Raw genomic sequence first — 20577 nt, forward strand, 5'->3', positions numbered from 1 at the left:
TGTGGAATTAGGGAGAACAATCATGAAAACTCAGGTCGCCATCATCGGCGCCGGGCCTGCGGGCATGCTGCTGGGCCATTTGCTGAAATCCGAAGGCGTCGATTGCGTGGTGCTGGAGCGCCAGACCGGCGACTATGTGCTGGGCCGCATCCGTGCGGGCGTGCTGGAACAGATCACCGTTGGCCTGATGGAGCGCCTTGGTCTGGACGCGCGCCTCAAGGCCGAGGGGCTGGTCGAGGAAGGCTTCAACCTTGCCGATGGCGAACGCCTGATCCGTATCGACGTGGCCAATCTGACCGGCAAGACCGTGGTGGTTTACGGCCAGACGGAGATCACGCGCGACCTGATGGATGCGGCCGCCCCGCGCGGGCTGGAGGTGATCTATCAGGCGGGCGATGTGGCGCTGCATGACATTGAATCCGAAACGCCCTATGTCACCTACACCAAGGACGGGGCCGAGCATCGCATCGATGCGCGCTTCATCGTCGGCTGCGACGGTTTCCACGGCCCCAGCCGCAAGGCGATTCCGGCCAGCGTGGCGCGTGAATTTGAACGCGTCTATCCCTTCGGCTGGCTGGGCATTCTGGCCGATGTGCCGCCCTGCAACCATGAGCTGATCTATGCCAACCACGAGCGCGGCTTTGCTCTGGCCAGCATGCGCAGCCATACGCGCAGCCGCTATTACGTGGACGTGCCGCTGACCGAGAAGATCGAGGATTGGAGCGACGATCGCGTGTGGGACGAGCTGGCGATCCGCCTTGGCCCGGATGCCGCCGCCAATATCACGCGCGGGCCCAGCATCGAAAAGTCCATTGCCCCGCTGCGCTCCTATGTGTTCGAACCGATGCGCCATGGCAGCCTGCTGCTGTGCGGCGATGCGGCCCATATCGTGCCGCCCACCGGGGCCAAGGGGCTGAACCTTGCCGCATCGGACGTGCATTATGCCGCCGATGCGCTGGTCGGTTTCTTCCGCCGCGCCGACAATGATGCGGTGATCGGCTATTCCGCCAAGGCGCTGGCCCGCGTGTGGAAGTCCGAGCGTTTCAGCTGGAGCCTGACCAAGCTGATGCACCGTTTCCCCGAGGACGGCCCGTTCGAACGCGCGATGCAGGTGGCCGAGCTGGACTATATCGCCAACAGCAAGGCGGCGCAGACCAGCATTGCCGAAAATTACGTCGGCCTGCCTGTATAAAAGCCAATGGGCGGAGGGGAAACCTTCCGCCCCTTACAGTTTCCAGTTGAAGTTCAGATTGACATAGGTCCGGTTCGGCTGGTTCGCGCTGCCCGGCCCCAGACGCATGTCATAGCCGGTTTCGGCCGAGAGCGACTTGTCCTTGCCCAGCAGTTTGAGCCTGGCCACCGCCCCCGCGTCATGCCGGGCCAGCGGCGCGAAATTGTCGAACGTCCCCAGATCGCCCCGCGCCACCATGCCCAGCGCCAGCGCCGAATTGAGGCGGTAAAACGCGCTGGAATTATAGGAAAGATGCATGGGGTTGGGGGTCGCCAGCGACTTGTTGCCCTTGACATCGACCTCAAGATCGACCGGGCCGGACATATGACGCAGCTTGACGTTGGTGGCCATGTTGCGCGCATCGGCAAAACGCTGTTCGATGCCCACGGCCAGCAGGCTGGGGTCGCCCAGCTTGTAGGTGCCCAGATCCTGAAACCGCACGCCCGGATCGGGGAACATGTTGTTCTTGCCATGCCTGACGCCGTTGACCACGATGGCGCGGCCATTGACCGTCCCGCCCCAACTGTCGGGCGAAAAGCCGGTATATTGCCCGGTGGCCGCGATATTGATGGCCAGCGCCGCATCCATCGCCCGTTGCAGCTCCGGCCCCGTCTCATCGGCAATCGCCATGGCGGTTTCATTGGCCGAAGCCCCTTCGCGCATATCCACGCTGCCCTGCAGCGCCTCGGGCCATGGCGCGGGCACGGGTACGGGCACGGACATGGGCACGTCCTGCGCACGGGCATGGGCGGCGGAAAGCAGGGCGCAAAGGCCAAGGAGGAGAGGGCGATAGAGCATGGGCGGTTCTAAACTGCGCGAACAAAATCCAGACTTGGCCGCACTATAGCGAATATTGGCGGCAGGAACAGAGCGCCATACTGGCATTCCTCGCAACTCCTGCCTATCTCGGCGCGGTTAGGAAAGTGAGAATCGCATGGCAACGCATACTACTCGGATGCTCATCATTGGTTCCGGCCCGGCCGGGCTGACCGCGGCGATCTATGGCGCGCGGGCGGGTTTGAACCCTATCGTGGTGCAGGGGCTTCAGCCCGGCGGGCAATTGACCATCACCACTGACGTTGAAAACTATCCCGGTTTCCGCGAGGCGGTGCAGGGCCCCTGGCTGGTGCAGGAAATGCAGGCGCAGGCCGAGCATGTGGGCACGCGCATGATGTGGGACACGATTGTCGATATCGACCTGTCGGGGCCTCCCTTCCGCGCGATTGGCGATTCGGGCGATGTCTATGAAGGCGACACGCTGGTCATCTGTACGGGCGCGCAGGCCAAGTGGCTGGGCACCAAGGGCGAGCAGGAATTTTCGGGCAAGGGCGTTTCGGCCTGCGCCACCTGCGACGGCTTTTTCTATCGCGGCAAGAAGGTCGTGGTGATCGGCGGCGGCAATACGGCGGTCGAGGAAGCGCTTTACCTCACCAACCATTCGCAGGACGTGACGCTGATCCACCGCCGCGATTCGCTGCGCGCGGAAAAGATCCTTCAGGACCGCCTGTTTGCGCATCCGAACATCAAGGTGCTGTGGAACAAGGAAGTCGAGGAATTTATCGGCGACGGCGCCATCGGCGGCGCGGGCCTGACGGGTCTTGCTCTGGTCGATACGGTCACGGGCGAGCGGTCGATCGAACCGGCGCAGGGCGCTTTCGTCGCCATCGGCCATGCGCCCGCCACCGAATTGTTCAAGGGCAAGCTGGAGCTGGACGAGAGCGGCTATATCGTGGTCCAGCCCGGCACGCCCAAGACCGCGATCCCCGGCGTGTTCGCGGCCGGCGACGTGATGGACCACACCTATCGTCAGGCCGTGACGGCGGCGGGCACGGGCTGCATGGCGGCGCTCGATGCCGAACGCTTTGTCGGCGCGCTGGATTTTGCCGCGCAGGCCGCCAAGGCCGACGCCTGATCATAAAAGGGGCGGCGGGTTTACTCGCCGCTCTTTAACGCCCCGATGATCTGCGCCATCAGCCATTCGCGCGCATGGGGTTCGACAAAGGAATGGCTGGCCCCGTCGCAGCGGGCGATGCGGGCATCCTTGCCGTCCCATACGCCCGCAAAGGCCTGCGCGGTCGAATCATTGCCTGCCAGCAGCAGCCGCACCGGCCCGCCAAAAGCGGCCAGCCCATCACGCATCTGCTGCACCAGCGGCGCTGGCGGCGGCGCGGGCCGCGCCAGACGCAGCAGCGAGCCAAGCAGGCTGGCCAGCGAGACCTTGCCCGTAATCAGCCGCATCAGCGCATCGGTATTGACCAGACGCTTGCGATAATGCGCGCGCAGGGCCTGCACCGAAGGCCCGGCATTCTCTTCCTCAAAGGTCCATGGGTTGGACAGCACCAGCCCATCGACTCCCGCGCCAGACGACAGCATCAGCGCGCTGGCCGCATCGCAATTGCCCAGCGCGATCACGCGCTTCATCGAAGGCACCGCCGCCCGAAACGCGGCAATGGCGGCGCTCAGATCGGGCGCGGAGGACTGGAACCCGCCATTGGCCCCTTCGCTCTCGCCCACGCCGCGCCGGTCGAAACGGAATGCGGCATGGCCCTGCGCCACTACGGCTTCGGCAATGCGGGCATGGCTGCCCCATGCGCCGCTGCGGATTTCATTGCCGCCCGAAACGATCAGCAGGCCGGTGGTGGGCGCCGCATCGGGCGTATCCAGCGTGGCGCAGAGCATCGCGCCCTCGCAGGGAAAGCTGAGCATCCGGCGCATCATGCCGCCTCCCTCTGGGCAATCGCCACCGCGATGATCGCGGCCAGAGCGTCGGCCTGCGTCCCATCCTCGCCCGGTTCGGGGCGCAGCCACAATCCGGGGCCGCCCAGCATGTCCTGCGTGATGGTCTGCACGGAGGGGGCCTCACGCGCGACCAATCCGCCAAATTCCGCGATAAAATCCGCCCCCAGCCGATATCCTGCTAATTCCAGCCCATGCACCCGCCCGGCTTCGAGCAGACTGTCCTGCGTTTCGCTGCGCCCGGCCTCGCGCGCGGCAAGGATGCGCGCGCGCAGCATCTGGCGCAACTGGCCGGCCCCGGCCACCGGCGCGTAATACCAACCCGGCACCCCGCGCGGCGCGGCCAGCGCCCCGCCGCGAATGGTCAGCATATGGCTGGCCGCGAAATGGCGCGCCGCGCCCTCCATGGCCACCTGCCAGTCACCGGGCGTCTGTGTGTCGAGTGGCAGGATGCTTTCATTCAGCCCCGGCAGATCGGGCAGCACGCAGGCTATCCCACCCCCCGCAAGCCGCCGCATCACCTCGACGGTAAAGCGGCGCAGCTTGTTGCCTTCGTCAAACAGCGCCGGGACGATCAGGACGCAGGCCTTGGGGGCGCCTGTCGGGCGCTCCACCAAAGCCCATTCCTCCACCGTTCCGCCGCCCGCCATCGGGCAGGGCCATTGGGTCATTTCTCGCAACCGAACAATTCCTTATATGGGTTCAGGCCGCGCCGTTCCCTCGTTTCAGGCCGCGCCCCGCCGCTCTGTCACGAAATTCAGCAGCGAGCCGTAATCGGCCAGCATATCGCCATCGACATCTTCATCCTCGACGATGATGCCCAGACGATCCTCGATCTCCGTCAGCAGCCCGGCCACCGCCATCGAATCCAGTTCGGGCAGATGGCCAAACAGGCCGGTTTGCGCCGTAAAAGCCTCGGCCTGGCCCGGTTTCAGCCCCAGCACATCGCGCAGGATGGCGCGGAGCAGTTGGTCGGTATCGTCTTGCATGAGAGTCCTGTAGGTTTAATTCACCATGCCCCGGTAGCCGCCCTATGGGTTTGCCTCAAGTCTTGGCTGCATAGCGGCATTTGGTTTCCAAATTATCGACGCCGAATTATTTCGGTTAAATCATCCGGGCCGATCAAGCAAACGGCGCAGCAGCGATTTGGCGATTGCCCCCCACTGGCCGGGGCGCAGCGGATGATAGGCGGTGATTCGATAGCGCGGGCGCGATTCCTCCATCCAGTCCCGCTTATAGGGATCATCGCCCGTGCCGAAATCGACGGTGTGGACATGATCGCTCTCGATCACCCGTTCAAACAAGGCCGCCGACAGGCTTGTGCCGGGCGAGATCGGCTTGGCCGCCTCGACATAGGCCAGCTTGTGAATATAGGCGGTGCCGTTTTCCACGGTCCACATCTGCGCGGCCACAGGCTGGTTCACGCCCTCGATCTCGCCATGGGCCACGCCCATGCGCAGCCGGCCCGCCGCACCTTCCTCCTGCGCGAACCGGCGCAGGAGGGCGGGCGATCCTTCCTCCGGCTTCCAGCTTTGCGCATAGACCGTCTCGTAATCATCCCATGCGGCGTCGCTGAAATAGTCATAGAGCGTGATCGACACCTTCTTGGCCTTGCGCTTTAATGTTGTGCGCAAAGCTCCGGGGCGGGCCGCGAGATAGTCCGCATAGGACCGCCCATTCAGGCGCAGAAAGTGATTGGTGTCGCAAGGCGCGCGTTCAACAATCCATCCCGCGCGCGCAAAGGCGGCCTCCAGCAGGCCGGCCTCGCCATCCTCATCCGGCACCGGCCAGAGCGTGACCCGCCCCGTTCGCCCGCGCAGATCACGCGCCAGCGCCGTAAGCAGCCCCAGCCCATCGGCCCCTGCCGAGATGCGCGGACGCACCGTAAAGGCATACCAGTTGGCCAGCGGCCCCAGTTCATCGGACTTTGGCCCATCCGCGCGATGCGCCAGCGGCAGGACCGCCACACCATCCCCATCGCGCGCCACGCCCACCATCGGGCGCATCCCGCCCAGTTCGGCAAGACCCGCAAACCATTCCAGCCGGTCAAAAGGGCCGGGCGCAACAGGGGCACGCAGCAGCGCGCCAAGCGCATAATCGCCTTGCAGTTCGTTAAGGTTAGCGTGATAGCTGATCCGGGTCACAAGCCTGTCCGAAATCGGGAAAATCCATGGTGCAGCACAGTATTCCGCTCGAAACCGCTCCCTTGCCGCTGGATCATCTGGCGATCCGGGGCAGGGATGAGGCGCCTGCGCTCGTGCTGCGCGAAGGCGTTCTTAGCTACAAGGATTTAACAGAGCGTGTCGGTGCGATGGCGGCATGGTTGGCGGCGCGTGCGGAGCCGGGTGCGCGCATCGCCACCTGGGCGGCCAAGGGTGAGCTGACCTGCCTGATGCCGCTGGCGGCGGCGCGAGCGGGCATGGTGCATGTGCCGATCAATCCGCTGCTCAAGCGGGCGCAGGTGGCCCATATTCTGGCCGACAGCGGCGCGGCACTGCTGATCGCCACGCCTGCGCGGCTGGCCACGCTGGAGCCGGGCGATGCGCCTTGCCCGGTGCTGGGCGAGGGCGAGGCGATCGAGGAAAGCCGGGGTTTCGCGCCGATCGGCCCCGGCGATGCCGATCCCGATGATCTGGCCGCGATTCTCTATACCAGCGGCTCGACCGGGCGGCCCAAGGGGGTGATGCTGTCCCATGCCAATATGTGGCTGGGGGCGCAGAGCGTGGCTTCCTATCTCGACCTGCGCGAGGATGACCGGGCGCTGGCCGTGCTGCCCTTGAGTTTCGATTATGGCCAGAACCAGTTGCTCTCGCACTGGTATGCCGGGGCCAGCGCGGTGCCGCTCGATTATCTGATGCCGCGCGATGTGGTAAAGGCGATTGATCGCCATGATGTGACCACGCTGGCCTGCGTGCCGCCGCTCTGGGTGCAATTGACGGAACTGGAATGGCCCGCGCATGTGGCCGCCAAATTGCGGCGGCTGACCAACAGCGGGGGGGCGCTGACGGTGGATCTGGTGCATCGGTTGCGCGCGATCTTTCCCGATGCGCGTCTGTTCGCCATGTACGGGCTGACCGAGGCGTTTCGCTCGACCTTCCTCGATCCGGCGCTGATCGATACGTATCCCACCAGCATGGGGCGCGCCATTCCCCATGCCGAAATTCTGGTGATCAATGATGCGGGCCGGATCGCGGCCGATGATGAGGAAGGCGAACTGGTCCATTGTGGCCCGCTGGTGGCCAAGGGCTATTGGCAGGACGCCGCGCGCACCGCCGAGCGGTACAAGCCCGCCCCTGAAGGTTCGGTCTATGGCGGCATGGCGGTATGGAGCGGGGATCGGGTGCGGCGCGATGCGGACGGTCTGCTCTATTTTGTCGGGCGGCGCGATGCGATGATCAAGACCGCGGGCAATCGCATCAGCCCGCAGGAGATCGAGGATGCCGCCGTTGCCACGGGCCTTGTGGCTGAGGCCGTGGCGCTGGGCCTGCCCGACGACCGGCTGGGGCAGGCGGTGCATCTGGTGGTGCGCGCCGCGCCGGGCGCCGATCAGGTGCGCGAGGCCCTGCCGCAGCGGCTCAAAGCCGATCTGCCCAATTTCATGCAGCCTTCGGTGATCCACTGGAAGGAGGCCATGCCCATCAGCCCCAATGGCAAATTGGACCGCACAGGATTGTATCAGGAAATGCTGGAATGGAAGATTGCCGTCGATCAGGCCACCTCGCGGGAGCGTGATGCATGAAGCCTTTGGGGCCGATTCCGGCGGGTTTTGCCGGGCGTGACGGGGTTTTGACGATTGACGGGGCCAAGGTCACCGAACTGATCGCGCAGAGCGGGGGGGCAACGCCGCTGTTTGTCTATTCGGGCGCCATGCTGCGCGCGCGGGTGGCGGATCTGCGTGCGGCGATGCCGGACCGGCTGGCCATCCATTATGCGATGAAGGCCAATCCCTTTGCGCCCCTGCTGCGGCTGATGGGCACGCTGGTCGATGGGTTCGACATTGCCAGCGGCGGCGAGTTGGGCATGGCGCTCGAGGCGGGGCTGGACCCTGAACGGATCAGCTTTGCCGGGCCGGGCAAGCGCGACATGGAATTGCAGGCTGCAATCATGCGCGGGGTCACGCTCAATCTGGAATCCGAAGGCGAGGCGGAGCGCGCGCTGAAGATCGCCGAGCGAATCGGCAAGACTCCAAGGCTGGCGATACGGGTAAACCCCGATTTCGGCCTTGCGGGATCGGGCATGAAGATGGGCGGCGGGGCCAAGCCCTTTGGCGTCGATGCCGAGCGCGTGCCCGAACTGGCGCGGCGAATCATTGCGGCAGGGGCGCAGTGGCGGGGATTTCATATCTTCGCCGGGTCGCAATCGCTCTATACCGATGCGATCATCGAGACACAGGCCCAGACCCTCAAACTGGCCGCCCGGCTGGCCGAGGAGGCGGGCGTGGGCCTGCCGCATTGCAATCTGGGCGGGGGCATGGGCATTCCCTATTTCCCCGGCGACACGCCTGTCGATGCGAAGCGTGTGGGCGAGGCATTGGCGCGCGAATTTGAACAGATGCCTGACGTTCTGGCCGAAACTCAGTTCTGCATCGAACTGGGCCGTTATCTGGTGGGTGAGGCTGGGGTTTACTTGACCCGTATTGTCGATCGCAAGATCAGTCATGGCGAAGTCTATCTGGTGACGGATGGCGGATTGCACCACCAACTGGCGGCCAGCGGCAATTTCGGCACGGTCGTGCGGCGCAACTATCCCGTTGCCATCGCCACGAAATTCGGCGCCGAATCGGTTGAGGAAGCCAGCGTCGTGGGCTGTCTTTGCACCCCGCTTGACCGGCTGGCCGACAAGGCGGGCTTTCCTCATGCCGATGTGGGCGATCTGGTCGCGGTGTTCTGCGCGGGCGCCTATGGGGCCAGCGCCAGCCCTTCGGCCTTCCTCGGACAGGGCCCGGCGCGCGAGATGATGGTGTAGGTATTGTTGCCTAGTCGCGACGGCTTCGCCTTTACCAATATGGCTTTACTTTGCCTGACGCGCATCGGGCAAAGTTTTGCGCAAGACGCGCCAAGACGCCGCAAGAATCCCGGCTGTTAAGAAGTTTCCGGCAATTGTCCCTATCTGGGACCACTATCCAAAAAGACCGGATTTGGCCGATTGCGTGCCGCAATGGCTAACCGGATCTTTACCCTTCTTGCCCATACCGCACCTTGAACTGCCGTACCTTCCATCAGGAATGCATCCTGTTGGGCAACCGGACGGCGCCGTCGAGGAAAAGGACCATGTCGAGCAAGAGTTTTGCAACGCTGCTTGGCGGAGCTGCGCTGGCCAGCGTCGCCATGGCGGGCTGCGCCGACGCTAGAACCGCCCCGCGTTTGCCCTCCGCCAACTTTGTCGCGCTTCAGGAAGGGCCGGGCGAGGATTACGTGATCGGGCCGATGGACGAACTGACCGTGTTCGTCTGGCGCAACCCCGAACTGGGCGCGCGCGTCCAGGTCCGCCCCGATGGCCGCATCACCACGCCGCTGATTGCCGACCTGCCCGCCACGGGCAAGACGCCCAGCATGCTGGCGCAGGACATCCAGCTTCAGCTTAGCCAGTATATTCAGGACCCGCTGGTCTCGGTCATCGTCAACCGCTTTGCGGGCACCTTTTCCGAACAGATCCGCATCGTCGGCGCCACCGGGCGCCCCGCCTCGATCCCTTATCGCGCCAACATGACCATTCTGGACGCGATGATTGCGGTGGGCGGCATGAATGAATTTGCGGCCGGCAACCGTTCGAAGCTGGTTCGCTTCGACAAGGCCACCGGCAAGCAGAAGGAATTTTCGCTGCGCCTGGGCGACCTTTTCAAGAAGGGCGATTCCAAGGCCAACGTGATGCTAATGCCGGGCGATGTGATCATCATCCCCGAAAGCATCTTCTAAGCAGGGGGCCATCCGATGAATACGCTTCTGGAAGATTTCCGGGCCACGTTGCACAGTATCTGGCAACGCCGCTGGCTTGCGCTCGCTGTGGCGTGGGTGGTGTGCGTGCTGGGCTGGCTGGGCGTTTCGATGGTGCCCAACACCTACGAATCTCGCGCCCGCATTTTTGTGCAGCTTTATGACCCGCTGGCGACGCAGGTCGGCATCAATGACACCGACCGCAAGGCCGCCATCGACAAGGTGCGCGACTCGCTGACCGGCACGCTCAATCTGGAGCGCGTGATCCGCTCGACCCGTCTGGGCGAAAGCATCACCACGCGCAAGCAGATGGACGGCGCCGTGGCGGGTCTGGGCAAGGCGATCAAGATCAACGCCGATCAGGACAATCTGTTCACGATCACCGCGCGTTCGGCCTCGATGCGCTATTCCGACGGCGAGAATGCCCGCCTGTCGCGCGATATCGTCCAGAAGCTGATCGACATTTTCCGCGAGGAAAACCAGAACGGCGGTCAGGGCGAAATGAAGCAGACGCTTCAGTTCCTCGACCAGCAGCTGGCCAATCGTCAGGGCGAGCTTCAGGCGGCAGAACAGCGCCGTCTGGCCTTTGAATCGCAGCATCCCGAACTGGCGCAGGGCGGCGTTTCGCTGATCCAGCGTCTGGAACAGAGCCGCGCCTCGATCCGTGGTCTGGATGCCGACATTGCCGCTGCGCAAAGCTCGCTGGCCGCGATCAATGCCCAGGTCGCCAGCACGCCCCAGACCGTGGCCGTTTCCGGCCCGACCGGCGGCCTGCGTGGGCAGCTTGCTCAGGTCCAGTCGGATCTGGCGATGATGCGCGCTCGCGGCCTGACTGAAAACCACCCCGACGTGATCACCGCGCGCAACCAGATTGTCTCGCTGCGCCAGCAGATCAAGGCGGAAGGCAATTCGGGCGTGGCTTCGGGCACGCCGAACCCGGCCTACAGTTCGCTCGAATCGATCCGTGCCGAGCGGCAAGCCAACCTGCAGTCGCTGCAGGCCCGCCGCGCCGCTTCCGAGCAGGAAATCGCCCAGATCACCTCGCAGCAGTTCACCAATCCCGAACTGATGCAGGAAGCGCAGAACATCAGCCGCGACTATGACGTGCTGAAAAGTCAGTATGACAAGATGCTGACCGACCGCGAAAACCTGCGCCTCAAGGGGCAGGTCGTCTCGGCCCGCGGCACGGCCAAGGTCGATGTGCTCGATCCGCCGGTTCTGCCCCGCGCGCCCACCGCGCCCAATCGTCCGCTGCTGCTGCTGATCGTTCTGGCGGGCGGCATTGTGGCCGGGATCGGCGTGGCCTTCGCTGCCGGTGAGCTTCAGTCGAGCTTCTCGACCACGAGCAAGCTGGAGCGTTCGACGGGTCTGCCGGTTCTGGGCGCCATTTCGCAGACGCTGACCGCCGAAGGGGCGGCCACCAAGGCGCGCCGTACCCGCAACTTCTACGCTGCATCGGCGGCTCTGGGCGGCGTGTTTGCCCTGCTGCTGGCGATGGAATTCATCCAGCGCGGCACGATCGCCTGAGGAGGATGACATGAACGAACCTCTCAAGAATCAGGACTTTCCGCAAAAGCCGGAAGAGTCGCACAGCTCGCTGATCCAGCGCGCGATGCAGGCCTTCGATCGCGGCCAGTTCGTGCCGCCTTCAAGTCCGGCCGATCTGCTGCCGCCCTCGCTGACGCCGCAGGGTTTTGCGCCCCAGTCCGCGCCGCCCGTGCAGCCGCAGGCTCCGGCGCAGGCTTATGCTCCGGCGCCCATCGTGGCCCCGGTGGCCCCGCCGCCCCAATATGGCGGCCATGCCTATGGCGAACAGGCCGCCCATACGCCCCAGTTCGCGCCCCAGCAGCCTGCCTATGCGCCCGCTGCTCCGGCGCCCTCTTTCCACCGCATCAACCACCAGCGCCTGGCGCTGGAAGGTTTCGCGGTGCCGGGCGGCGCGGCCAATGCGCAGGTCGAGGAATTCCGCATCGTCAAGCGCCAGCTCTTGGAACAGGTCGAAGACCTGCGCCGTCAGGGCGCGGGCGTCGAGGCTCAGGCGATCCTGGTCACCTCGGCCTTGCCCGAGGAAGGCAAGACCTTCGTGGCAATCAACCTTGCCATGTCGATCGCGGCGGAAAAGGACAGCGAAGTCGTGCTGGTCGATCTCGACATGGCGCGCTCTTCGGTGCTCTCGACGCTGGGCCTGCCTTCGGGGCCGGGTCTGGTCGATGCGATTGCCGATCCGCGCGTCGATGTGCGCGATCTGGTGATCAAGACCGATCTGGGCGGGCTTTCGGTGCTGCCGGGCGGTCGCCCCACGGCCTCGGACTCCGAATATCTGGCTTCGGCGCGGGCGCGCTCGGTGCTGGCCCGGCTGGTCGAAGGCCACCCCAACCGCGTGGTCGTGTTTGACACGCCGCCGGTTCTGGCCGCTGCCCTTGCGGTCGAGGTCGCCAAGCTGTCGGCCCAGACCGTGCTGGTGGTGAAGGCCGAAAAGACCTCGGGCAGCGCGGTGCAGGATGCCGCCGGGCTGCTCTCGGCGGGCTGTCCCAATGTGCAGGCGCTGCTCAACGGGGTGCAGTTCAGCCCCAGCGGCCGTCGCTTTGGCACCTATCACAACTATCGCGGGTAATTGATCATGCGGGCGATGCCTCATCGGATTTCTGTTCTGGCGCTGGGCGCGGTGCTGACGGCTTTGCCGCATGCTGCCACCGCCCAGCCCCGCCAGACCGCCGCCCAGACCCAGGGTCTGAACGATGCGGCGATGCAGGCCATCGCCCCCAATCTTGCCGACAATACCATCCAGACCACCGACAACAGCCGTGACAATGGTGCGCAGGGCGTGATCCAGCAGGATCAGGCGATCGGGGCCAACCCATATACGCCTTTTTCCTACGACAATGACGTGACCTATACGCAGGCCGATGGGGTACGCACCAGCAACACCAACCGCCGCGAAACCCCGGCCGACCGCGCGGGCCGCTATTATGGAGCGGCCTACAGCAGCGGCGATCTGGCCTCGGCGGCCTATTCGGACGACGATTACAATTCCACGCGCGGCAAAACCACGATGAAGCCGCGCCGCCTTGGCGTGTTCGATCAGGGCACGGTGGACAAGCGCCGTCTGGCGATCCGCCCCTATATCGAGGCCGCGCAGGTGGTGCAGGCCAACCTCGGCTCGCGCCAGGCGCTGGCCTATAATGACGATGTCGTCACCTATTCGACGCTGGCGGCAGGCGCGGACGCGACGATCAACGGGCGCAACAATCAGGGCGTGATTTCCGCGCGTTACGAGCGCCGCTTTACGTGGAACCGCAAGAGCAACACCGATGGCGTGACGGGCATCGCGCGCCTGTCCTCCTCGATCGTGCCCAATGCGCTGCGCGTCGATTACGGCGGCTTTGCCAACCGCACCTATGTGACGGAAACCGGCGCGGCCTTTGGGTCGAGCGCCGTGGGGGCGGATTCGTTGACGCAGGTTTACTCGGTCTATGCCGGGCCGACGCTGGCCACGCAAAAGGGCGATGTGGCCATAACCGCGCATTATCATGCCGGTTACACCGCGCTCAATTCGCAGGGCAATGTCAACGCCAATGGCGTTTCGGCGGGCGTTGACCGGCTGGATCATTCCACGGTTCAGGAAGGCCGCTTTGCCATCGGCAACCGCCCGGGCGAGGGGCTTCCCGTCGGCCTTGGCGTGGATGCGGGCATCTATCAGGAAGACGTCTCGAACCTGACCCAGCGGGTCAGCGACAAGCATGTGCGCGGATCGGTGACGATCCCTGTGTCTCAGGACGTTTCGCTGGTGGGCGGCGCGGGCTATGAGCATGTGCGCGTTTCGGCGCGCAACGCCAAATTCGACAGTGCGGGCAATGTGGTGGTCGATGCCAATGGCCGCTATGTCACCGATTATTCGCAGGGCCGCCAGATCGCCTTCGACACCGAGGGCCTGATCTGGGACGCGGGCGTCGTCTGGCGCCCCAGCCGCCGCACCAACATGGAATTCCATGTCGGCGAGCGCTATGGTCGTCTGGGTGGCTATGGCTTCATCAATTATCAGCCTGACGATCATTCCAGCTTCAATCTGGTGGTCTATCAGGGCGTGACGGGCTTTGGCGGGGCGCTGACCAATTCGCTCTTCAACCTGCCCACGCAATTTTCGACGGTGCGCGATGCGATCACCGGCAATCTGTCAAGCTGCGTTGCGGCGGCAACGTCTGGCAACTGCCTTGCCGGCTCCATCGGTTCGGTCAATTCTACGGTCTATCGCGGCAATGGCTTCTCGGCCGGCTATTCGTTTGACCGCAGCCGTCTGCGCGGCGGCATCGGCTTTGGCTATGAGCGCCGCCAGTACATCACCGCTCCCAACACCATTCTGGCCAATATCAACGGCAAGGTGGACCAGTATTACTGGGTCTCGACCTATCTGGGCTATCACGTGACGCCGCGTTCGACCTTTGGCGCCACGCTGGACGGGTATAAGTATATCAGCGGGCTCAACACCGCGCAGGGCGACATCAACGCCATTCGCGCCGTGGGCCTTTATCAGTATTACATGTCGCGCCACCTGACGGCGACCGCATCCTTGGCTCTGGACGGGATCACCCGCGAAAAGGCTGATGACCTGTGGAGCACGGCGGCCGCGCTTGGTATGCGTTACACCTTCTGATCCCATTGGGGAGAGCGAGAATGTTCGATAATTTCTATGGTTTCACCGGGCGCCCGTTTCAGCTCACCCCCGATCCGGCTTTCTATTTCGAGAGCCTGACCCATCGCAAGGCGCTGTCCTATCTGGGCTATGGCCTGGCGCAGGGCGAGGGCTTCATCGTTATCACCGGCGAGGTGGGCGCGGGCAAATCGACGCTGGTGGCCCATCTGATGGCCACGATAGACCGCAACCGCCTGACCGCCGCCCAGATCGTCACCAGCCGTCTGGACAGCGGCGAGCTGGTGCATGTCGTGGCGCAGGCCTTCGGGTTGAGCGTGCCGGGGCAGGACAAGGCCAGCGCATTGGGCGCGATCGAGAAGTTCCTTCATGACGAGGCGCGTGCGGGTCGCCGCTGCCTGCTGGTGGTGGACGAATCGCAGAACCTTGCGCTGGGCGCGCTCGAAGAATTGCGGATGCTCTCGAACTTCCAGCTTGGCAGCCATCCGCTGCTCCAGATTCTGCTGCTGGGCCAGCCCGAATTCCGCGACAGCCTGCAGGGCCACCCCGGCCTTGAACAATTGCGCCAGCGCGTGATCGCGGCCCACCATCTCGACGCGATGGAGCCGGGCGAAATGGAGCCCTATATTATGCACCGGCTGCGTCTGGTGGGGTGGAACGGCAATCCGACCTTTGATGCGCGCGTCTTTGACGAGCTTTACACCGCAACGGCCGGTGTGCCCCGCCGGATCAACCAGATCGTCAACCGCCTGCTGATCCTTGGCGCGGTCGAACAGCGCCAGCATATTGACGGCGTGATGCTGGCGCAGGTGCTGGCCGAACTGACGGCCGATGGCGGATTGCAGATCGCCCCCGCGCCGGGCCAGCCTACACCCGCCACCGCTGTTGCGCAGGGGCTGACGCTGCCCCCGACGCAGGCCGCCGCCGCGCCCACCGCCCCGGCCCAATTCGCCGCCGAGGGTCTGACCCAGCTGCAGGCCGCTCTGGCTCAGCGCGACAGCCAGATCGCCGAATTGCAGCAGGCCGTGATCGAACTGGCCAATCAGGGCGACACGTCGGGGCTGGAAGGCGCGGATGCCGCGCATAAGGCCGCCATCGAGGTGATGCAGGAACGTCTGGCCAAGCTGGAAAGCCGGTTGATCGAGCAGGATCGCACGATCCGTCACACGTTGACCATGCTGATCGAATGGATCGAGCGCGACGAGGCGCAGCGCGTCGCCGCCTGATCCCTTTCTCGCCGGGAGACAGATGTATGGTGGCCGAAATGCCGCTGGTAAAGGGGCCGCCCAAGACTGGGCTTGTCAATGCGTTTTCGGTCGATGTTGAGGATTGGTTTCAGGTCGGCGCTTTTGAAAAGGTGATCGACCCGGCCGATTGGGACAGTCTGGTCTGCCGGGTGGATGTGAACACCAACCGCCTGCTCGATATGTGCGCGGAACTGGGGGTCAAGGCCACGTTCTTCACGCTGGGTTGGGTGGCCGCGCGCCACCCGGCGCTGATGCGGCGGATTGTCGAGCAGGGGCATGAACTGGCCAGCCATGGCTGGGCCCACGCCCGCGTTTTCACGATGGATGCCGCCGGTTTTGCCCGCGACATTGGCGACGCGCGCAAGGCGCTGGAGGATGCAGGCGGCGCGCGCGTCATCGGCTATCGCGCGCCCAGCTTCTCCATCGACACCCGCACTCCATGGGCGCATGAAATCCTTGGAGAACAAGGCTATCTCTATTCCAGCAGCGTGGCCCCCATCGCCCATGACCATTATGGCTGGCGCGAGGCACCGCGTTTCGCGTTCCGCCCGATGGCCGGGGCCGATCTGATCGAAATCCCCGTCACGACCGTCGAGGCGATGGGGCGGCGCATGGCGGCGGGCGGCGGCGGTTTCTTCCGCGTGCTGCCCTATGCCTTCAGCCAATGGGCGATGCGCCGCGTCAATATCCAGGACGAGCGCCCGATCATCTTCTACTTCCACCCTTGGGAAGTCGACACACAGCAACCGCGTGTTGCCCATGCTCCGCTGAAAAGTCGTCTGCGTCATTATACAAATATTGACGGGATGGAGACTAAGCTACGGCGAATGCTCAAGGAATTCGCATGGGGGCGTATGGATAACGTGGCGGCAACCGAGGTTTTACGCTTGGTGGAGTTCGAGCGGTGAACGCGCCTTTTCGCCTCGATATCGACCTGCGCGTGGGGCTGGCCGATCTGGGCGACCCGGATGTGGCGCGTTCGATCGAGGCCTTCGTGGCCGCCCATCCCGAGGCGACGCCTTTCCATCGCCCTGTCTGGCTGCGCGCGGTGGCGCGCGGAACGGGCAATGAGGCGCTGGCGCTGGTGCTGACACGCTGCGGCGTGGTCGAGGGCTATCTGCCGTTGACGCAGGTGCATTCGCCGATCTTTGGCCGGGTGCTGGCGTCGAGCGGCTTTGCTGTGGGCGGGGGCGTGCTGGTCGCGCCCGAGGTTGATCCTGCGCCCTTGTTCGCGGTGGTTGAGGAACTGGCGCTGCGCCAATCCAGCCCCAGCGTCGAATTGCGCGGCGGTTCTTTGCCGGAAAACCGCGAAGGATGGACCATCAAGCGTGAGAGCCATTGCGGCTTCATCCGCCCGCTGGCCGAGAGCGACGAGGCCGAACTCACCGCCATCCCGCGCAAACAGCGCGCCGAGGTGCGCAAGAGCCTTGCCGGTGATCTGACCGTGGAAACCGGCACCGGCCCGGCGGATCGCGCCGCCCATTACGCCACCTATGCGCAAAGCGTGCGCAATCTGGGCACGCCGGTTTTTCCGCGCGCGCTCTTCAATGCGGTGCTGGATCTGTTTGGCGATGATGCCGATATTCTGACCATCCGCCACGACGGCGCCCCGGTGGCCAGTGTGCTGTCGCTCTATCACAATGGCGCGGTCATGCCCTATTGGGGCGGGGGCACGTGGGATGCGCGGCGGCTGCGCGCCAATGACCGCATGTATTACGAACTGATGCTGCACGCCCGCCGCCGGGGATGCACCCATTTCGATTTCGGGCGCAGCAAGACTCGCAGCGGCGCCTATGATTTCAAGCGCAACTGGGGCTTTGATCCACAGCCGCTTTCCTATGGCGTATGGACCGCGCCGGGCGCGCCCAAGCGCGATGCCGATCCCACCAGCGCGACCCATTCGCGCCGGATCGACCTGTGGAAGAAGCTGCCCTTGCCGGTGGCCAATCTGATCGGGCCGTGGATCGCGCGGGGGCTGGGATAGGGGGCTGGGATAGGGGGCTGGGATGAGCACGGAGATCCTCTTTCTTTCGCATCGGATTCCTTTCCCGCCCAACCGCGGCGACAAGATCCGTTCGCATCACATCCTGCGCCGTTTGGCGCGGATGGCGCCGGTGCATGTGGGCTGTTTTGCCGATGATCATGCCGATCTGGCCGAAGAGGTGGAACTGGCCTCGCTGTCCCATTCCTATCGGCTGGTGCGCCGGTCAAAGCCTCTGGTGCTGGCTGGATTTCAGGCGCTCAAACAGGGCAAGCCGATCAGCCTTACCGCGTTTCGCGACGAGAGCATGGCCCGCTATGTCCGCGAAATGCTGGCCAGCGGGCGGATCGGCACGATCTATGTCTTTTCGGGCCAGATGGGCCAATATGTGCCCGATGATTTCGCGGGCCGCGTCATCATGGATTTTGTCGATGTCGATTCGGCCAAATTCGACGCCTATGCGGCAAAGTCGCGCGGGCCGATGGGCTGGGTCCATGGCCGCGAGGGGCGGCTGCTGGCCGCCGAGGAAGCCCGCCTTGCGCTGCGTGCCGATTGCAACCTGCTGATCAGCCGGGCCGAGGCGGATCTGTTTGCCCAAAGGCTGGGGGGGGCGGCGCAGAGGGCGCGCATTGAAGTTTTGGGCAATGGCATCGATTCGGAATATTTCGATCCGTTGCAGGTCGGCCCGCAATGCGAAATGGCAGCGGTGCCGGGGCCGCGCCTGATCTTTACCGGCCAGATGGATTATCAGCCCAATGTCGCCGCCGTGATCCGCGTCGCGCGCCAGATCCTGCCGCAGGTGCGCCATCGCCACCCGGACGCCAGTTTCCACATCGTCGGGCGCAACCCGACCGATGCGGTCAAGGCGCTCAGCCATGTGCCGGGCGTTCATGTCTGGGGCCGGGTGGATGACATTCGTCCATGGCTCAAGGCGGCGGATATGGCGCTGGTGCCGCTCGACATCGCGCGCGGGGTTCAGAACAAGGTGCTTGAGGCCATGGCGATGGAATTGCCGGTGGTGCTGACTTCTGCGGCGGCCAATGGCATCAATGCCGTGGCCGGGCACCACTTTGCCGTGGCCGACAGCGACGAAGGGCTGGTGGGACTGGTCAACGGTCTGGCCGACAGGCCGCAGGCGGGCAAGGCGATGGGCATTGACGCGCGCCGCCTGGTGGTCGAACGGGCCAGTTGGCAAAGCACGCTGGCGCCGCTGGCCGATATGCTCTCGGCCCCTGTGCGCAAGTGGCGCGATGCGGCGTGAGCCATAGCCTGTCTGAACAGGGCCGTCCGGGCTGGGCGGTGGATCAGGCATGGCGCGACGGGCTGGCGCGGCTGGCGCTGGTCTGGGGCGGGTTGATCGCGCTGTTCTGGCGCGATTGGGCCGCGATGGGGCATCAATGGTGGGATTCCTCCACCTACAATCACATTCTGATGGTGCCGGCCATTCTGGGCTGGCTGGTGGCGCAAAGGCTCCCTGATCTGCTTGCCCTGCCGGTGGGGCTGTGGCGCGGCGGGCTGGGGCTGATGGGCGCGGCGCTGCTGCTCTGGGCGCTGGGCGCACTGGCCAGCGTGGCGCAGATCACCCAGATCGCGGCGGTGGCGATACTGATCGCGGCGGTGCCGCTGGTGCTGGGGTTGCGTGCGGCGCTGGGGTTGCTGTTTCCGCTGGCCTATATGGGCTTTCTGGTGCCCTTTGGCGATGAAGCCATCCCGCTGCTCCAGACGATCACGGCGCGGATCACCATCGCCCTTGTCCATGTCAGCGGCATTCCGGCGCGGATCGACGGCGTGTTCATCGCCACGCCCGCAGGCCTGTTCGAGGTGGCCGAGGCCTGTTCGGGGGTCAAATTCCTTGTCGCGATGATCGCCTTTGGCGCGTTGGCGGCGCATGTGTGCTTTGTTTCATGGGCGCGGCGGGCGGCCTTCATGGCGCTGTGCATCGCCGCGCCCATTCTGGCCAATGGGGTGCGGGCATGGGGCACGGTCTATGTCGCCCAATTCTACGGCGCGGCGGTGGCGGGCGGGGTCGACCATATCATCTACGGCTGGTTCTTTTTTGCCGCTGTGATTGCCGGGGTGATCGCGCTGGGCTGGCGGTTTTTCGACCGGGCGGCGGGGGCGCCGATGCTGGATGCGGGGGCCGTGATGGCGCTGCGCCTGCCTGCGGTTCGAGGGATTTCGACGGGGGCTTGCTTTGGCGCTCTGGCGGTGATGGTGCTGGCGGCGCAGGGCTGGGTGATGGCGGCGGATCGCCTCGCTGCGCCCATGCCCGCGCGTATTGCCTTGCCCGAGGTGGCGGGGTGGCACCGGGTCGATTACGCCCCGCGCCATGCGTGGGAGCCGCGCGCGACCGGGGCCGATCATCGCCTGCTGGGCCGCTATGCCGATGCGCAGGGGCATGAGGTGGACGTGTTCTTCGCGCTCTATGCCTCGCAGGGGCCGGGCAAAAAGGCGGGCGGTTTCGGCGAGGGGGCGCTGCGCCCGGACAGCGGATGGTCATGGCAGGCGCCGGGGCCGGATGTGCCGGGTGCCCACAGCGACCGCCTGCTGGCCGGTGGTCCGACCGAGAGGCTGGCCCTGACCAGCTACAAGACCGGCGATTTGGTGACGGGCAGCAATGCGCGGCTGAAACTGGCCAATATCATGGATCGGCTGCTGCTGAGGCGGCGTGCGACGATGCTGCTGATCCTGTCGGCCGAAGAGGGCGGGGCGTTTCGGGCGGCTGATTCGCTCGCTGCATTCCGGGTCAGCGCCGGGCCGATCGGCGACTGGATGGACGCGGCGGCCAAGGGTTTGTAAGG

The 20577-nt window shown here is 64.9% G+C and carries 18 protein-coding genes; 13 read left to right on the top strand and 5 right to left on the bottom strand.

The features are described from left to right. Positions 1-22: 22 nt before the first annotated feature. Positions 23-1192 (top strand): 4-hydroxybenzoate 3-monooxygenase, encoded by a 1170-nt coding sequence (gene pobA, locus PQ457_RS04110; RefSeq protein ID WP_273618510.1) that lies wholly within the window; start codon positions 23-25, stop codon positions 1190-1192. Positions 1193-1225: 33 nt separating this feature from the next. Here the strand turns inward: pobA and PQ457_RS04115 are convergent, their stop codons facing one another. Next, positions 1226-1954, bottom strand: a complete 729-nt coding sequence (locus PQ457_RS04115) for a hypothetical protein (protein ID WP_273618511.1) — start codon at positions 1952-1954, stop codon at positions 1226-1228. Between the two features lie 211 nt (positions 1955-2165). Here PQ457_RS04115 and trxB point away from each other — a divergent pair, with 211 nt between their 5' ends. Next, complete coding sequence (gene trxB, locus PQ457_RS04120; protein WP_273618512.1) at positions 2166-3143, top strand: thioredoxin-disulfide reductase; 978 nt, start codon at positions 2166-2168, stop codon at positions 3141-3143. Between the two features lie 20 nt (positions 3144-3163). Here the strand turns inward: trxB and PQ457_RS04125 are convergent, their stop codons facing one another. From PQ457_RS04125 to PQ457_RS04140, 4 genes are all read right to left on the bottom strand, one after another. Further along, complete coding sequence (locus PQ457_RS04125) at positions 3164-3949, bottom strand: hydrolase 1, exosortase A system-associated (protein ID WP_273618513.1); 786 nt, start codon at positions 3947-3949, stop codon at positions 3164-3166. Further along, the gene (locus tag PQ457_RS04130) at positions 3946-4638 is read right to left on the bottom strand and encodes a hypothetical protein (protein ID WP_273618514.1); all 693 of its coding nucleotides are present in this window, start codon (positions 4636-4638) and stop codon (positions 3946-3948) included. The genes PQ457_RS04125 and PQ457_RS04130 overlap by 4 nt, the downstream gene beginning before the upstream one ends. Before the next feature lie 54 nt (positions 4639-4692). Next, the gene (locus PQ457_RS04135; protein ID WP_273618515.1) at positions 4693-4956 is read right to left on the bottom strand and encodes an acyl carrier protein; all 264 of its coding nucleotides are present in this window, start codon (positions 4954-4956) and stop codon (positions 4693-4695) included. A gap of 120 nt (positions 4957-5076) precedes the next feature. Then, entirely contained in the window at positions 5077-6111 is a 1035-nt protein-coding gene (locus tag PQ457_RS04140) for a GNAT family N-acetyltransferase (RefSeq protein ID WP_273618516.1), read from the bottom strand. Positions 6112-6137: 26 nt separating this feature from the next. Between PQ457_RS04140 and PQ457_RS04145 the strand changes: the two genes are divergently transcribed. From PQ457_RS04145 to xrtA, 11 genes are all read left to right on the top strand, one after another. After that, positions 6138-7706 carry an acyl-CoA ligase (AMP-forming), exosortase A system-associated gene (locus tag PQ457_RS04145; protein ID WP_273618517.1) on the top strand — a complete coding sequence of 523 codons (1569 nt, stop codon included), beginning with the start codon at positions 6138-6140 and terminating at the stop codon, positions 7704-7706. Continuing rightward, positions 7703-8932: a pyridoxal-dependent decarboxylase, exosortase A system-associated gene (locus PQ457_RS04150; protein ID WP_273618518.1), complete on the top strand. Its 1230-nt coding sequence runs from the start codon at positions 7703-7705 to the stop codon at positions 8930-8932. The genes PQ457_RS04145 and PQ457_RS04150 overlap by 4 nt, the downstream gene beginning before the upstream one ends. Before the next feature lie 305 nt (positions 8933-9237). Next, entirely contained in the window at positions 9238-9882 is a 645-nt protein-coding gene (locus PQ457_RS04155) for an XrtA/PEP-CTERM system exopolysaccharide export protein (protein ID WP_168602364.1), read from the top strand. Positions 9883-9897: 15 nt separating this feature from the next. Continuing rightward, the gene (locus tag PQ457_RS04160) at positions 9898-11427 is read left to right on the top strand and encodes an XrtA system polysaccharide chain length determinant (protein ID WP_273618519.1); all 1530 of its coding nucleotides are present in this window, start codon (positions 9898-9900) and stop codon (positions 11425-11427) included. Between the two features lie 10 nt (positions 11428-11437). Next, positions 11438-12514 (top strand): P-loop NTPase family protein, encoded by a 1077-nt coding sequence (locus PQ457_RS04165; protein WP_273618520.1) that lies wholly within the window; start codon positions 11438-11440, stop codon positions 12512-12514. Between the two features lie 6 nt (positions 12515-12520). Further along, on the top strand, positions 12521-14551 hold the full coding sequence (locus tag PQ457_RS04170) for a preprotein translocase subunit YajC (RefSeq protein ID WP_273618521.1): 2031 nt from the start codon (positions 12521-12523) through the stop codon (positions 14549-14551). A gap of 20 nt (positions 14552-14571) precedes the next feature. Continuing rightward, on the top strand, positions 14572-15774 hold the full coding sequence (locus PQ457_RS04175) for an XrtA/PEP-CTERM system-associated ATPase (protein WP_273618522.1): 1203 nt from the start codon (positions 14572-14574) through the stop codon (positions 15772-15774). Positions 15775-15800: 26 nt separating this feature from the next. Next, positions 15801-16703 (top strand): XrtA system polysaccharide deacetylase, encoded by a 903-nt coding sequence (locus tag PQ457_RS04180; protein WP_273618523.1) that lies wholly within the window; start codon positions 15801-15803, stop codon positions 16701-16703. Continuing rightward, positions 16700-17779 (top strand): FemAB family XrtA/PEP-CTERM system-associated protein, encoded by a 1080-nt coding sequence (locus PQ457_RS04185; RefSeq protein ID WP_273618524.1) that lies wholly within the window; start codon positions 16700-16702, stop codon positions 17777-17779. Before PQ457_RS04180 ends, PQ457_RS04185 begins: the two co-directional genes overlap by 4 nt. Positions 17780-17801: 22 nt before the next feature. Next, entirely contained in the window at positions 17802-19037 is a 1236-nt protein-coding gene (locus PQ457_RS04190; protein ID WP_273618525.1) for a TIGR03087 family PEP-CTERM/XrtA system glycosyltransferase, read from the top strand. Beyond that, positions 19034-20575, top strand: a complete 1542-nt coding sequence (gene xrtA / locus PQ457_RS04195) for an exosortase A (RefSeq protein ID WP_273618526.1) — start codon at positions 19034-19036, stop codon at positions 20573-20575. The genes PQ457_RS04190 and xrtA overlap by 4 nt, the downstream gene beginning before the upstream one ends. Positions 20576-20577 lie beyond the last annotated feature (2 nt).

The sequence above is a fragment of the Novosphingobium humi genome (assembly GCF_028607105.1).
GTDB lineage: Bacteria > Pseudomonadota > Alphaproteobacteria > Sphingomonadales > Sphingomonadaceae > Novosphingobium > Novosphingobium humi.

What these genes read in the sequence shown, in the direction of transcription:
- PQ457_RS04165 (WP_273618520.1), top strand. Translation starts at nt 11,438, where the DNA reads ATGAACGAACCTCTCAAGAATCAGGACTTTCCGCAAAAGCCGGAAGAG.
- PQ457_RS04175 (WP_273618522.1), top strand. Translation starts at nt 14,572, where the DNA reads ATGTTCGATAATTTCTATGGTTTCACCGGGCGCCCGTTTCAGCTCACC.
- PQ457_RS04115 (WP_273618511.1), bottom strand. Translation starts at nt 1,954, where the DNA reads ATGTCCGTGCCCGTACCCGTGCCCGCGCCATGGCCCGAGGCGCTGCAG.
- PQ457_RS04155 (WP_168602364.1), top strand. Translation starts at nt 9,238, where the DNA reads ATGTCGAGCAAGAGTTTTGCAACGCTGCTTGGCGGAGCTGCGCTGGCC.
- PQ457_RS04125 (WP_273618513.1), bottom strand. Translation starts at nt 3,949, where the DNA reads ATGATGCGCCGGATGCTCAGCTTTCCCTGCGAGGGCGCGATGCTCTGC.
- PQ457_RS04130 (WP_273618514.1), bottom strand. Translation starts at nt 4,638, where the DNA reads ATGACCCAATGGCCCTGCCCGATGGCGGGCGGCGGAACGGTGGAGGAA.
- PQ457_RS04170 (WP_273618521.1), top strand. Translation starts at nt 12,521, where the DNA reads ATGCGGGCGATGCCTCATCGGATTTCTGTTCTGGCGCTGGGCGCGGTG.
- PQ457_RS04180 (WP_273618523.1), top strand. Translation starts at nt 15,801, where the DNA reads ATGGTGGCCGAAATGCCGCTGGTAAAGGGGCCGCCCAAGACTGGGCTT.
- pobA (WP_273618510.1), top strand. Translation starts at nt 23, where the DNA reads ATGAAAACTCAGGTCGCCATCATCGGCGCCGGGCCTGCGGGCATGCTG.
- trxB (WP_273618512.1), top strand. Translation starts at nt 2,166, where the DNA reads ATGGCAACGCATACTACTCGGATGCTCATCATTGGTTCCGGCCCGGCC.
- PQ457_RS04160 (WP_273618519.1), top strand. Translation starts at nt 9,898, where the DNA reads ATGAATACGCTTCTGGAAGATTTCCGGGCCACGTTGCACAGTATCTGG.
- PQ457_RS04150 (WP_273618518.1), top strand. Translation starts at nt 7,703, where the DNA reads ATGAAGCCTTTGGGGCCGATTCCGGCGGGTTTTGCCGGGCGTGACGGG.
- PQ457_RS04145 (WP_273618517.1), top strand. Translation starts at nt 6,138, where the DNA reads ATGGTGCAGCACAGTATTCCGCTCGAAACCGCTCCCTTGCCGCTGGAT.
- PQ457_RS04190 (WP_273618525.1), top strand. Translation starts at nt 17,802, where the DNA reads ATGAGCACGGAGATCCTCTTTCTTTCGCATCGGATTCCTTTCCCGCCC.
- PQ457_RS04135 (WP_273618515.1), bottom strand. Translation starts at nt 4,956, where the DNA reads ATGCAAGACGATACCGACCAACTGCTCCGCGCCATCCTGCGCGATGTG.